Origin of the sequence: uncultured Sutterella sp., from assembly GCF_937923675.1 — a bacterium.
Lineage (GTDB): Bacteria > Pseudomonadota > Gammaproteobacteria > Burkholderiales > Burkholderiaceae_F > Sutterella.
The window spans coordinates 1-13,229 of sequence record NZ_CALDXB010000078.1 but is presented as its reverse complement, the minus strand read 5'-3'; the positions used below and the strand labels follow the sequence as shown (position 1 = coordinate 13,229).

Here is a 13,229-nt window from a genome sequence, read left to right as displayed (position 1 = left end):
CATTTGCAGCGCCCGGATGAACGCCGCAGCTGAGAGAAAGGATTAATTGTCGGTGAAGGCCTTCTTCACGCTGAAGGGCCATGCCTGATAGCCCGACGTATTGTGCAGCTGGATTTCAACCGAGGGCTCCTTCTCGCCCCACTTGAATTCGTCGATGTACGGGTTGGGGAGACCCTTCATGGCGCCGGTCGTGAGATCGAAGTCCGAGCCCGCAGTGGCGGAATAGGCAACCACCGAATCCTTGTCGGCCTGGTATTCCGTGAGCGACGTCACGGGGCTGTACCACGAATGGCCGCGCTCCTTGCCGTACTCCCAGACCTGCTCGACCGTTCTCTTCTTCTGGTCAATCCTGTAGATCACCGCACGCGAATACTTCATTTCCGGAAGCGCCGGCTGCTCTGCGCCGCGGGCGTCGCCGTTGTCGAAGGCCGACACGTAGACCACGTCCTTATTGGACTTCGAATCGATGCGCCAGGCCGTATGCTGCGTCCACGTCCAGTCAAAGCCGCCCTCGCAGGTCGTTTCCGTGCAGGAAATGGGCTTCCCTGACTTGTCGACCGGCGTGAGGAGCGCTTCCTTCCAGGGCGAGCGCCAGCCCGCCGGGGCGCCGAGGATCCACTTCACCTTCTTGTCGCGGCCGATCTTGATGATGGCCGACTGGTGGCGAGAGGAAATGATGATCGAATCGTCGTCCGGGTCGTAGTCGACCGAATTCACGTGCGCCCAGTTGCGGCCCGGGCCGGTGCCCGCGATGTCGCCGAAGTTGTCGGACTTCTCCTGAGCGGCGAGCTCTTCGGCGGTAAGCGTATGGCCCGCCTTCGAGGGATCGATGTTGAGGCAGACGGCGCCCTGGTCGAGAGCCTTGATGATGTTCGAGCGATAGGGGTCAAGAATGTCGAAGAGGCGCCACTCGTCGACGACGCGACCCGACTGATCGACTTCAATGATCACGTCGCGGACCGTGCGCACGCGCTTCTGGTCGATGCGGCGGAGGTCGGAGGACGCGACGCGCAGGAGGTAATGGCCGTTCGGCATCGGATCCATCGAGTGCGAGAAGTCGCTGTAGCCCGTGGGCAGACGGCGGTTGAAGACCTTGCGGCCCATGATGTCGTACTTCACGTACTTCTGGCCGAAGCCCCAGGAGATGGCGCCGTCGGCATTCTGCTTGAAGCCCATCATGACGCCCTTGCTGTAGATCGATTCCGGATCCCAGAGCGTGGACGCGTCAAGGTACCAGCGGATGTCGCCCTTCGTATCGATGATCGCGATCTTCGGGAGGTAGCTCCACGTGAGGGCGCCTCCCATGGGGTTGTTCCAGACCGCGCGGGTATCCTGACCGGGCGTGGCTCCGAGGTTGTTGACGAAGTAGAGGCGGTCGCTGAATTCCGGCGCCACCTTCTTCACCTCGGTGTCGAACATCAGATTCTTTTCGCCGGGCATGCCGGATTCCATCCCGCGGATGCCGCCGCAGTAGATGGTGTAGGTGTGCTTGCCTTCAACCACCTTTCCGTCGAAGCGGTAGGAATAGCTCACCTCGACCTTGTTGGAATAATCCGGATAGAGGCCGAAGACCGGAATGCCCGCGTGCGTGAGGAGCTGAGCGCGGGAAACCTCATACTTGATTTCCTGGCCGCCTTCCTTCGGAACGACGCGCACGACTGCCGAGAGAAGCTCGTAGCCGCCGTTCTTGATCACCGCCGTGAGGGGCGCGATCTTGTAGGGATTGACGATCACTTCGCCGAGATTCCCCTGCTTGTTGAAGCCGACGACGGCAAACCCGCTCGGCGTTCCCATTGCCATAGCGCCCGAGGCGGTCATCATCGCGCAGGCTGCGGCCGAAAGAAGGAAGGTGCGCTTCTGCATTTTCATGTGAATTTCCCTTTTCTGAAGATGGATTCCGGAGCTTCCGGTCCTCCCGGTGGCGATCCTTAAGAAAGACACCCGAAAGAACTAAGCCGTTGGTCTGAGAGAAATAGTGCTCCCCGGGAAAAAATCCATCAATTCCCGCTTCTACGCAAAAATGAGCCGAAGATGAAATACCTTTTTCAAGTTTTTGGAATAGATCGGGAGCTGCTTTACTGCGATATTTTTTGACGCATTATCCGCGATACTGACTGCATGAGAAAGGCGGCATGAAAGCCGCCCCGCCTTTTTCCCAAAAAGAACGTTTCAGAATTAAAAGGAAAGGATCATGACATTCAACAGCGACCAGCGTGCGGACGCCATCCGCGGCATCAAGCGCCTCAGCCGCAGCATTCTTTCGGACGTCGAAGCCTCCGACTCCTCTGCATATCTCTCCTACAAGGATCTGACGGTGGTTCTCGACCCGTCCGACGTCTGCCTCTTAATCCCGTCGGGCCCCGATCTGCTCTCGGACGGCTATTTCGGCAGCGCTCCCATCGCTGAGCTATACGACGACGATTCCGCGACGGAGGGCGCCGTCGAGGAGATGCTTGACGAAAAGTTTGAGACGCGGGCGATGGCGCGCTTTGCCGCAAACCTTGTCAAAAGCCCGTCCCATTCGGTCCGCTCGACCGTTCTCTCGCTTCCGCTCACGGGCGCTCAGTATGAAAAGCTCCTCGAAGACCGGGCCCTCGACATCCGCGTGGAAATTCTTCAGACTGCGCGCGCCGTCGAAATGCTCGCTCGCCGGGCTTCCGGCAGGAAAAAGCTCGCCCGCGCCCTCATGGACCCCGACGTCCGCAGGAGCGCGAGAGAAATGATCCGAAGCCGGGGCGTCTGCCGCAATACGGCTTCTCTTCTTCAGGACATCATGTCCGGAGCGCCACTTCCCGGAGAAGCGCCCGTCAAGGACGCGCCGCCCTTCCTGCTCTCTCTGGGCGAGGGCAAGCCCTCCGGCGCTCCCGGGACCGCCATCGAAATCACCGACCCCAGCGACATTGAGTCGGCCATCGGCCTTCTCGCTTACGGCTACGACAAAAAGCAGTTCCCGGCAGACGTCCTCGCGTACCCCCTGGATTTTGCCCGCCTCTTCACGGACGACCCGAGAGAGTTCGTTCGCCGCCGCGCCGCAGAGGAAGCAAAGCACGACGAGGCAAGCGCGCTCGAGTTTGCCCGCGACCCGTCGATTTCAGTAAGACGCGCGCTTTGCGCCATTCCGCTCCATCTCCCGACCGAGGAGGTGGAAGCCTTCCTCGAAAACGATCCCCGGCGGATCATCAAAATGATGGAGAGCCTCTTAAAGCGCGACGATGCGGATCTCTGGGCAGAGAAGTTCCTCGCGGACCCCGATCCGGAAGTGAGAGCGGCGGTCAAGAAGGAGATCGAGCGCTTCCTTCGTGCGCTCGATCCGGAGGACGATCCGGATTTCGGAAGCGCTCCGGGAGCTGCGGTCCTCAGCACCTATGACGATGAGGATGATGATGAAGACGACGACGAGATCGAGGTCAATGATTTCGACGATCTCGACTTCATGGATGATTCCGACGACATCGACGAAGTCGAAGACTACGATGATGAGGAAGACGAAGAAGACGAGGACGAGGATGTCGGCAGCCTCAGGGACCGCTCCTGAGATTCCGGGTCCTTGACAAAACAAACGGTGCGCCGCTCCGGAAAAGAGCAGACGCACCGTTATAGGCCGGGATTCCTTACCGAAGGGCGGACTTAAAAGCCCCGCCCTTCATCGGAAGAATCACTTGGCAGCCGGAGCCCAGGGATTGAACTTCGGGGTTTCGGGGCCGGAGGGCGGGAGCACCGGGTACTCGATCTTCGGCTGTTCGCCCGTGAGGGTCTTCAGGAAGGCCGAGATGTCGGCGAGCTCTTCCTTCGTGTAGCGGCGGCCGAGCTGGACGTCGCCCATGATGGAGACGGCTTCCTCAAGCGTCCAGACGGCGCCGTCGTGGAAGTACGGATAGGTGAGCTCGACATTGCGCAGCATCGGGGTCTTGAAGCTCATGCGGTCCTGGTCGCGGCCCGAGACGGCCTTCACGCCTTCGGCGGTGTTGGTCGTTTCATAGGGACGAACGAGGCCCATCTTCTGGAAGGACTGGCCGCCCACCTGAGCGCCGTTGTGGCAGATCGTGCAGCCCGAGGACTTGAAGAGACTGTAGCCCTTCAGTTCCTGAGCGGTAAGGGCGTTCTTATCGCCCTTCAGCCACTTGTCGAAGCGGGCGTTCGGGGTGACGAGCGTGCGTTCGAACTCAGCCATCGCGTCCGTGATGCGCTGGATGTCGACCTTGCTGTCGCCGAAGGCCTTCTTGAAGTATTCGCCGTAGCCCGGGATCGAGGAGATCACCTTCACGGCCATTTCATGGGTGGAGGCCATTTCAAGCGGATTGGCGATCGGGCCGGCAGCCTGTTCGGCGAGGGTCTTCGCACGGCCGTCCCAGAACTGGGCGATCTGGCCGTAGGAGTTGAGGACCGTCGGCGAATTGATCGGGCCCTGGGCCCAGCGGTCGCCGATCGAGGTCACGAGGTTGTCGACGCCGCCCGTGGCGAGGTTGTGGCAGCTGTTGCAGGAAATGAAGCCCGAACGCGAAAGACGGGGTTCAAAGAAGAGCATCTTGCCGAGCTCGACGAGCGCGGGGTTCTTGACCTCAACGGGTTCGATCGGATCAATCGGTTCCGCAGCCTGAGCGGGAAGGCCGAAAGCCATCATGGCGGAGGCAAGCGCGATGGCAGCAAGGGTCTTTTTCATGGGGGATCTCCTTTGAAGGGGGATTAATGTCGCCATTGCACCCGGCAATAGCATTTTTTAATTGCCATGCATTCTGAAATAGAATTATATCTATTGCTAATACTAAATATCTAGTCCGTCAATAGGGGTTCCCTAATCTGGATCAATTTCCTGCTTGCTCTAGGCATCTCATCATCCTCAATCAAACGCTCAGGATTTCCCCTGAGGAGGTTTGCCTAGTCCCTCTTGACCAAAATCATTGAGTGCCGCAATCACTTCCCGGAAGTCTTTTCAAACCGCAGTCTGATCGGTAAAGTGAATTCCACAGTTTTTCTGTTTTCACCCGTTTTCAGAGCTTCGAGCAAAAAATGACGACGCTTCACCGTGCATCCTTTTATTTCGCGTTTTGGCGATTTTTTACGTCAAAGCGTTGAGCTGCACGTACTCTGAAGACGAAGTACAAAACCTGCGGTCTCAAACGCCGCAGGTTTTTTAATGCCCGGGTTCTCAGGAACCTTCTCTCCGAAGGCGGAAAAGAAACCCCAGGGCATCAAATCTCCAGCGGCGCGAAAGGGCCGGCAAATCTTCAACCAACCACCCTTTCATTAAAGCCCTTTTGTCCGGACTGAAAAATACTTCGGCCGGCCAGGCAAAGATCACACAAGCTGGAGAGCATCATGATCCTTATCCTCAAGCCCACCGCCACCGCGAACGACATCACCGACATCAAGAACCGCCTCGCGGCGCGCGGCCTGCGCCCCGTCATCATGGAAGGCGCCGAAAAGGTCGCGATCGGCATCATCGGCGAAACGCGCAGCCACCTTCCGGTCGACCAGGTTCAGGCGCTCCCCTACGTTGAAACCATCCGCCGCATTTCGGATCCCTACAAGCTCGCCAACCGCGCCTTCCATCCGGAAAACACGGTCGTGAACGCGGGCGGCGCCCTCACGGGCGACGGCCACTTCGCGATGATGGCGGGTCCCTGCTCGATCGAATCGCGCGAGCAGATCATCGGGATCGCGAAGGCCGTCAAGGCAGCGGGCGCGACGATGCTCCGCGGCGGCGCCTTCAAGCCCCGCACGTCGCCCTACGACTTCCAGGGCCTTCGCGCCGAAGGCCTTGAACTGATGCTTGAGGCGAAGCGCGCGACGGGCCTTCCGATCGTCACCGAAATCATGAGCATCGACCATCTTCCGCTCTTCGAAGAGGTCGACATGATTCAGGTGGGCGCCCGCTCGATGCAGAATTTTGAGATGCTGAAGGAACTCGGGAAGACGAAGAAGCCCATCCTTCTGAAGCGCGGCCTCTGCGCCACGGTGAAGGAGCTCCTCATGGCGGCCGAATACATCATGGCGAGCGGCAACGACCAGATCGTTCTCTGCGAACGCGGCATCCGCACCTACGAGACGGCCACCCGCAATACGCTCGACCTCTCCGTCATTCCGGTTCTTCACGAGCGCACGCACCTCCCGGTCGTGATCGACCCGAGCCATGCGACGGGCGTGGCGCGCTACGTGCCGGCGATGGCCGCGGCCGCCGCCGCTGCGGGCGCCGACGGCCTCATGGTCGAGGTGCACAACAACCCCGCCGCCGCCCTCTGCGATGGTCCCCAGTCGATTACGCCCGACACCTTCGAAGAGCTCTGCCGCCGCGTTGAAGCCGTCCGCACGGCGCTCGCCGTCCATGACGAAGAAGCGCGCGCCGCCTGATTCCTTCAAGCCACTCAACTTTCCTCAGAAAAAAACGCCATGCAGAACGGACAGATCCTTGAAGTCAAAGCCGGCGAAGGCTACCTTGTGGAAATCACCCCGGGGCTCCTCTCCGATACCCGGAAGCTCGCGGGCCGCCTCGCTGCGCTTCTCGGCCTCACGGATCCTGCCGTTCGCGCGGTCATCGTGACCGACTCCAACGTAGGCCCGCTCTATGCGGAGAACGTGCAGGCAGCGCTTGAAGCCGCCCGCCCCGGGGCATCCGCCGGCGTCATCACGATTCCCGCCGGAGAGCAAAGCAAGACGCCCGCAGAGCTCGTGCGGGTTCTTGAAGCCATGGCGAACTTGCGGCTCACGCGAAAGGATGCCGTCATTGCGCTCGGGGGCGGCGTGGTCGGAGACCTCGCGGGTCTTGCCGCGGCGCTCTACATGCGGGGCATCCGGTGCCTCCAGATGCCGACAAGCCTTCTCGCCATGGTGGATTCAAGCGTCGGCGGGAAAACCGCCGTCGACCTCGAAGCCGGCAAAAACCTGATGGGCGTCTTCTCGCAGCCCGTCGGGGTCCTCATCGACCCGGAGGTTCTCCGCACGCTTCCCGCACGCGAAATTTCCTGCGGCTGGGGAGAGATCATCAAATATGCAGGGCTCGACCCAGACGTGCTCGCGGCCGTCCGGCAGGAACTCGGCTCCGGCGGGAATGAAAGCGCCATCGCGCCTCTTCCGTCCGTCGACCTCATCGCGCGCTCGATCGACGTGAAGCGCCGCATCGTCTCAGAAGACGAAAAGGAATCGGGCGCGAGAAGGCTCCTCAACCTCGGCCACACGGCGGGCCACGCCGTTGAAACCGCGTCCTGCTATGCGCTCTCTCACGGCGCCTCAGTGGCGATCGGCATGCACATCCTCACGAAAGCGCTCGTCAGGGAAGGAAAGCTCCCCCGGGCAATGCTCGAAGAGCTCGAAGCGCTTCTTCTGAAAGCCGGCCTTCCCGCCTCTCTTCCTCCTGAACTCCTTGCCCGCCCCGATCTCGACTTCAGCACGGACAAGCTTCTCGCCATCGCCCGCCACGACAAAAAGTCCGCCGGTTCGGGCGTAAACCTCGTTCTCCCGGTCGCGCCCGGGCGCGCCGAAGTGAAGAAGGTCTCCTGGGAAGAATTCCGCACCATGCTTGAAACGGACCTTTGAAAGGCCTCTTCGTCGACACGTTCCATCCGATTCAACACTTTCACCCCGCTCCAGTCATGATCGTCACCGTCACGCCGCGCTTTTTAAGCGGACAAATTCCGGCCATCGCCTCGAAGTCCTATGCGCACCGCCTTCTGATTGCGGCGGCGCTTTCGGAATCGCCGGCGCATGTCTCCTGCAGCACCCGGTCTGAGGACATCGACGCCACCTGCCGCGTGCTCCGGGGCCTCGGCGCCCGGGTGACCCAGGGCAATGCGGGCGACGCCGACGTTCTTCCGATCGATCGGGATCATCTTCCCGTGCTCCCGGAAGTCGACTGCGGCGAATCCGGAACGACGCTCCGCTACCTCATTCCAGTCGCGGCGGCGCTCGGCTGCGGCGCAAGGTTCATCTGCCGCGGGCGGCTCCCCAGCCGCCCCGTTGAACCGCTTGCAGGAGAACTGAAGCGCCACGGCATCCGACTCACGGCGCTCCCGGGCGAAGGCTTCGTCGTTGAAGGAAAGCTCGCTCCCGGCGCCTATTCGCTTCCCGGGAACGTCTCCTCGCAATTCATCGGCGGCCTCCTCTACGCGCTCGCGATTCTCGAGGGCACGAGCACGCTTCAGATTACGAAGGGCTTTGAGTCCGAACCCTACGTGCGCATGACGCTCGAGGTGCTCGAAGCCGCGGGCGTCGACATTCGCGAGGAAAAAGGCCCGGAGGGGCTTCCCGTCTGGACGGTCGCCGGCCGCGGGAAGCTTCATGCCGGACCGGTGCTCGTCGTTGAAGGCGACTGGTCGAATGCCGCCTTCTGGCTCGCCGCCGGCGCGCTCGCGGGCGACAAAGGAGAGACCATCGAAGTGACCGGCATCCGGCGCGATTCGCTTCAGGGCGACCGGGCCGTCGCCGAAATTCTTGCGCGCTTCGGCGCCCGTGTTTCTCAGACGGAATCCGCGACGAGCGTAATGAGCGCTCTCCCCGGCGCTCTCCGGGGCATTGAGATTGATACCGCGCAGATCCCGGACCTTGTTCCCATTCTTGCCGTCGTCGCCGGAGCGGCCTCGGGCACCACGCGCTTCACGAATGCCGGACGCCTTCGCATCAAGGAGAGCGACCGGCTGAAGAGCACGTCGGCCCTCCTCACGCTTCTCGGCGTGCCGCACGAGGAAGAGCCTGCGGGCCTCGTCGTTCACGGGCTCGGGAGCGCGGGGAAATTCCGCGGGGGCGAGATTCAGGGCTTCGGCGACCACCGCATCGTGATGGCGGCCGCCGTTGCCGCCGCCTCGGGCGGAGCGCCCGTCCGAATTACAGGCGCGGAAGCCTTCCGGAAAAGCTACCCGAAGTTCCTGGAGGACTTCGCCAAATTGGGCGGCCTCTGCAGCGCGGAATAAAGCGCTTTTCTTTTCCAAACGAGCTTTAGAACATTTTTTGGATTTCAGAATGAACACGACTTTCGGCGAAAACCTACGCACCACCGTCTTCGGTCAATCGCACGCCGACGCGATCGGCTGCACGATCGAGGGGCTGCCCGCAGGCGAATCAATCTCGGTGGCCGCCTTGCAGGCCTTCATGGCCCGCCGCGCCCCGGGCGGAAAGCTCGCCACGCAGCGAAAGGAACCCGACGCGCCGGAAATCCTCTGCGGCATGGTCGACGGCATTACCTGCGGCGCGCCGCTCGCCGCCGTCATCCGGAATACCAATCAGCGCTCGCAGGACTACAAAGCGATTGCCGACCTCCCGCGGCCCTCGCATGCGGACCTTCCGGCTGAAGTGAAGTACCAGGGGCATCAGGACGTCCGCGGGGGCGGCGCCTTCTCCGGGCGCCTCACCGCTCCCATCACGCTTGCGGGCGGCATCGCGCTTCAGATTCTCGCGCGCCGCGGAATCCGCATTGCCGCGCACCTCCTCTCGGTCGGGACGGAAGAAGACCGCCCGATGAATCCGATGGGCGAGAACCCGGAAGATCTGGAGAGGCGCCTCGCAAGAGGCCTCCCGGTCCTCTCCGACGAAGCAGAGCTCCGCATGACCGAAGCCATTCTCGCCGCGAGGAAGTCGGGCGACAGCATCGGCGCCGTGATCGAATGCATCATCGAAGGGCTCCCCTGCGGACTCGGCGGCCCCCTCTTTGAGGGCTTTGACGGGAAGCTCGCCTTCGGTCTTTTCGGCATTCCCGGCGTCAAGGGCGTCGAATTCGGCCGCGGATTCGAGGCCGCACGCCTGAAGGGCTCTGAAAACAACGACCCCTGGGAGATTTCCTCTGAGGCCCCGGGCGCAAAGCCCCGCACCAACAACGCGGGCGGCATTGCGGGCGGCATCACGACGGCCGCGCCCGTCGTCTTCCGGATCGCCATGAAGCCCACGCCCTCGATTGCGCTCGCGCAGGAGACGATTTCCATTTCAAGGCATGAAAACGCGGAGCTCGGCGTGCGCGGCCGCCACGACCCCTGCATCGGCGTGCGCGCCGTGCCCGTCGCGGAAGCCGTTGCCGCACTCGCCGCCCTCGACAGTCTCCTCGCCGCCCCGGCAGTTCTCCCTCAGGCGCTTGCCCGCCCCTCGATTCCCCCGCAGGAAGAGAGCCGCAGCGAATAATTTTTTCCGGACCAGTGATGAATCAGCCTCAACAGAAAATTTCGGCGCCCCTCGGGGATCTGCGCGAACGGATCGACGACATTGACGGCAAGCTCTCCGCCCTCATTGATGAACGCATGACGGTCGCCGACGAAGTGGGCGCAAGAAAGCGCCGGCTCGGGCTTGCCGTTCATGCGCTCAAACGCGAGGAAGCGCTCCTCGCGCGCATCACGAGCGGCCGCGACCCGGAAACGAGTCATGTTCTTCATTCCGTCTACGAGGTCCTCATCGCGGGCTCCCGCCGCCGGCAGCTGGGCCCCATCCTCGCCGAGGACGATCTTCCCGAAAAAGGGAACTACGAGGCGCGCCTTCCCGTGCTCCCCGGCGAATCGCCCCGGAGCGTGACCGCGACGGCCCTCGCCGCGCTCCTTGCGGGCGGCTTCGTCCCGGAAGCCGTCATCCCGGGCGGCGACGCCGTTTCCATCACCTTCCGCTCGGAAGGCGACAAGGCTTCGCAGATCCTCATCGCCGACCTGATCGGGCTCGGCGCAACAATCGTTCGTTCCGAAATCCGCCACAAGGCGCTCCGCCCGGGCGCGGGACTTCTCTGCGGACTTCTCGGCCGCACGCTTTCCCATACGCTTTCGCCCGCCATCCACAAGGAACTCGCGGCCTACGCCTACAAGTGCTTCGAGGTCGAGCCCGACCGCCTCGACAAATTCTTCGCTGCCGTTCCCTTCGACGGCCTCAACGTCACGATTCCCTATAAGGAAGCCGTGATTCCCTTCCTCGCGCGCCTCACGGACCGCGCCGAAAAGGTGGGAGCCGTCAACACCATCATCCGCGAGGCCGACGGATCGCTCACGGGCGACAACACCGACTACGCGGGCTTTGAAGCCATGATCGCCGCCTCAGGCATCGACGTGCAGGGAAAGAAGGCCCTCATTCTCGGCACCGGGGGTGCTGCGAAGTGCGTCTTCTCAGTCCTCCGCGACATGGGCGCGAACCCGAAAATGGTGTCGCGCACGGGCGAGCTCAATTACGGGAATATCGCCCGCGAATCCGATGCCGCGATTCTCGTGAACGCCACGCCCGTCGGCATGTACCCGCGCGCCGGGGCAGCTCCCGTTGAGAATCTCGCCTCGCTTCCTCATCTCGAATTCGTCTTCGACCTCATCTACAACCCGGCCAAGACGAAGCTGATGCTCGAAGCCGATGCGAGAGGAATACCCAACATGAACGGACTCCTCATGCTCGTCGTTCAGGCTATTGAAGCGTCGAGGCGCTTCCTCTGGAACCGCGAGCCGGCGGCGAACACGGCCGGGCTCTTCAGAAAGCTCGCGCTCGAAAACGAAAACATCGTCCTCTCCGGCATGCCCGGAAGCGGCAAGTCGACCGTCGGGCGCGCGATCGCGAGTGCGCTCGGCCGCGAATTCATCGACCTCGACGATGCGATCGAGGCAGCCGCCGACTGCTCCATCCCGGAAATCTTCGCGAGAGACGGCGAAAAAGCCTTCCGCGACCTTGAAACACACATCACGCAGCTCGCGGGCGCTCGCCGGGGCGTCGTGATTGCAACGGGGGGCGGCACGCTCCTGAGAGAAAAGAACCGCGAGGCCCTGAAGCAGAATGGCCGGATCGCGCTCCTCACGCGCCCGCTCTCCGACCTTCCCGTCGCAGGACGCCCGGTTTCGCTCTCAAAGCCCCTCACGCAGATCTGGGAAGAGCGGAAAGCGATCTACCTCGGAAACGCCGACGTAACAATCGAGAATACGGGCGCGCCCGAAGATGCCGCCGCGGCCATTCTCCGGGCTTTCGGGCAGAGCCGCTGATCCAGTCATCCCTGAACATCGTTCGAAGCCGCAGTGCGCTTCACCGGCGCCTGCGGCTTTCCGGTTGCTTCAACTCAGAGACGCGCCCAGCGGACAAACTGCCGACGGCTGCCGTCGAAAACCAGGACGACGCGAATGAGTTCCTTCTCATTCGGCGCTTCGCCGCAGTCCCGGGAACGGATACGGTTCAAGGCTTCTTCGAAAAGCTCCTGAGAATCCTCGCCTGTTTGCGAGTACTTGAATTCGAAGACCCAATGACGGGTTCCTGTTTCGACTGCGAGGCTGCTGCCGTCCGGCGCATGATGCGCTTCTGCCTTCGGGAGCTTTGCCGCGCCGATCAGCAGCACCTGCAGCACGGCGCAGCAGCCGGCTTCGTCCCGGATGGGAAACCGCTCGCTGTCGATGGCTTTGAGAACTCTGCTGAAGCGCTCAATTACCGCTTCGACGGTTCCATCCCGAAGCGTTTCGGAGAGCATCGACTCCTCCGGGCCATCCAGCGGCTTCCCGCCAAGAAGCTCGCCGGCGTAAAGCTCCCCCATGGATGTCGAAACCTCTTTATTGGGATACCCGAGAACCAGAGAGCCGTCTGCCGCCACGGCCCGAATGGCGAGATAGCCCGCCTGCGCGAGGAGCGCCTCAGGCCTGATGTCGTCCATCGTCCGTACCGCTCCGGGCTCGCTCAAGGGAACTCGCCTCGCTTCGGCAAAACTCAGCGGTCCGACATGGGCGAGAATCTTCATGAGGACGGCGGACCTTCCGCCGCTTTCAAACCAGTAGTTCCGAAAGCCGCGCTCCGGATATTTGAAGAAATTGAGCACTGACCAGGGACATAAGACGTGCGCAGCGGCCTTGTCGTCGAAGGAATACCCGCCGTAATAGCCGTGCAGGCTCTCCATCAGTTCTTCTCGGCTCATCCCGAGCGCCGACTGCGCTTTCTCAAGATAGCCTCCGAAATTCCCCTCAATCTCGTCTTCCGTGAAGCCGATCAATGTTCCGTATGCAGAATTCCGGGTAATGTCGTCCAAATGATGGAGTTCCGGGAAAAGATCCGCAAGACCTCCCGTGATTCCCGTCATGAAGAAGAAGCGTAAAGACCGATCATTTTCCTGCAGCATCCGGAAGAAGGAACGCATCAGCCGGCGTACGTCCTCCAAGAGCGTCGGATTGCCGATGCACCTCGTGAGCGGCGCATCGTATTCGTCGATCAGGATGACGAGCGCCGCAGGCTTCAAGGTCGAAAGCCAGGAGGCTGTCTGCTCAAGCGCTCCCGTTAGCTGGAATCCACCAATTTTACCGGGGTGGTTCCTTTGTTCAGCTCTC

At 61.9% G+C, this 13,229-nt stretch carries 9 protein-coding genes; 6 read left to right on the top strand and 3 right to left on the bottom strand.

Annotated features, from left to right (window positions below):
• Positions 1-42 precede the first annotated feature (42 nt).
• A complete protein-coding gene (locus Q0106_RS08565) occupies positions 43-1,869 on the bottom strand; it encodes an aryl-sulfate sulfotransferase (protein ID WP_297611604.1) in 1,827 nt (608 codons plus the stop codon).
• 322 nt (positions 1,870-2,191) lie between these two features.
• Here Q0106_RS08565 and Q0106_RS08560 point away from each other — a divergent pair, with 322 nt between their 5' ends.
• Positions 2,192-3,535, top strand: coding sequence for a hypothetical protein (locus tag Q0106_RS08560; protein ID WP_297611600.1), 1,344 nt, complete (start codon positions 2,192-2,194; stop codon positions 3,533-3,535).
• A gap of 120 nt (positions 3,536-3,655) precedes the next feature.
• On the opposite strand, the gene Q0106_RS08555 is transcribed toward Q0106_RS08560, so the two are convergent.
• Positions 3,656-4,660 (bottom strand): cytochrome-c peroxidase, encoded by a 1,005-nt coding sequence (locus tag Q0106_RS08555; protein WP_297611597.1) that lies wholly within the window; start codon positions 4,658-4,660, stop codon positions 3,656-3,658.
• Between the two features lie 656 nt (positions 4,661-5,316).
• On the opposite strand from Q0106_RS08555, the gene aroF reads away from it, so the two are divergent.
• The 5 genes from aroF to Q0106_RS08530 are packed head-to-tail and all read left to right on the top strand — an operon-like array spanning position 5,317 to position 11,909.
• Positions 5,317-6,348 carry a 3-deoxy-7-phosphoheptulonate synthase gene (gene aroF / locus Q0106_RS08550; protein WP_297611594.1) on the top strand — a complete coding sequence of 344 codons (1,032 nt, stop codon included), beginning with the start codon at positions 5,317-5,319 and terminating at the stop codon, positions 6,346-6,348.
• Between the two features lie 39 nt (positions 6,349-6,387).
• The gene (gene aroB / locus Q0106_RS08545; RefSeq protein ID WP_297611591.1) at positions 6,388-7,530 is read left to right on the top strand and encodes a 3-dehydroquinate synthase; all 1,143 of its coding nucleotides are present in this window, start codon (positions 6,388-6,390) and stop codon (positions 7,528-7,530) included.
• A gap of 56 nt (positions 7,531-7,586) precedes the next feature.
• Complete coding sequence (gene aroA, locus Q0106_RS08540) at positions 7,587-8,900, top strand: 3-phosphoshikimate 1-carboxyvinyltransferase (RefSeq protein WP_297611588.1); 1,314 nt, start codon at positions 7,587-7,589, stop codon at positions 8,898-8,900.
• Between the two features lie 49 nt (positions 8,901-8,949).
• On the top strand, positions 8,950-10,098 hold the full coding sequence (aroC, locus tag Q0106_RS08535) for a chorismate synthase (protein WP_297611585.1): 1,149 nt from the start codon (positions 8,950-8,952) through the stop codon (positions 10,096-10,098).
• Positions 10,099-10,115: 17 nt separating this feature from the next.
• Positions 10,116-11,909 (top strand): shikimate kinase, encoded by a 1,794-nt coding sequence (locus Q0106_RS08530; protein WP_297611582.1) that lies wholly within the window; start codon positions 10,116-10,118, stop codon positions 11,907-11,909.
• A 74-nt stretch (positions 11,910-11,983) separates the two neighbouring features.
• Here the strand turns inward: Q0106_RS08530 and Q0106_RS08525 are convergent.
• Positions 11,984-13,229, bottom strand: a 1,246-nt coding sequence (locus tag Q0106_RS08525; RefSeq protein WP_297611580.1) for an AAA family ATPase, incomplete at its 5' end; no start/stop codon positions are given.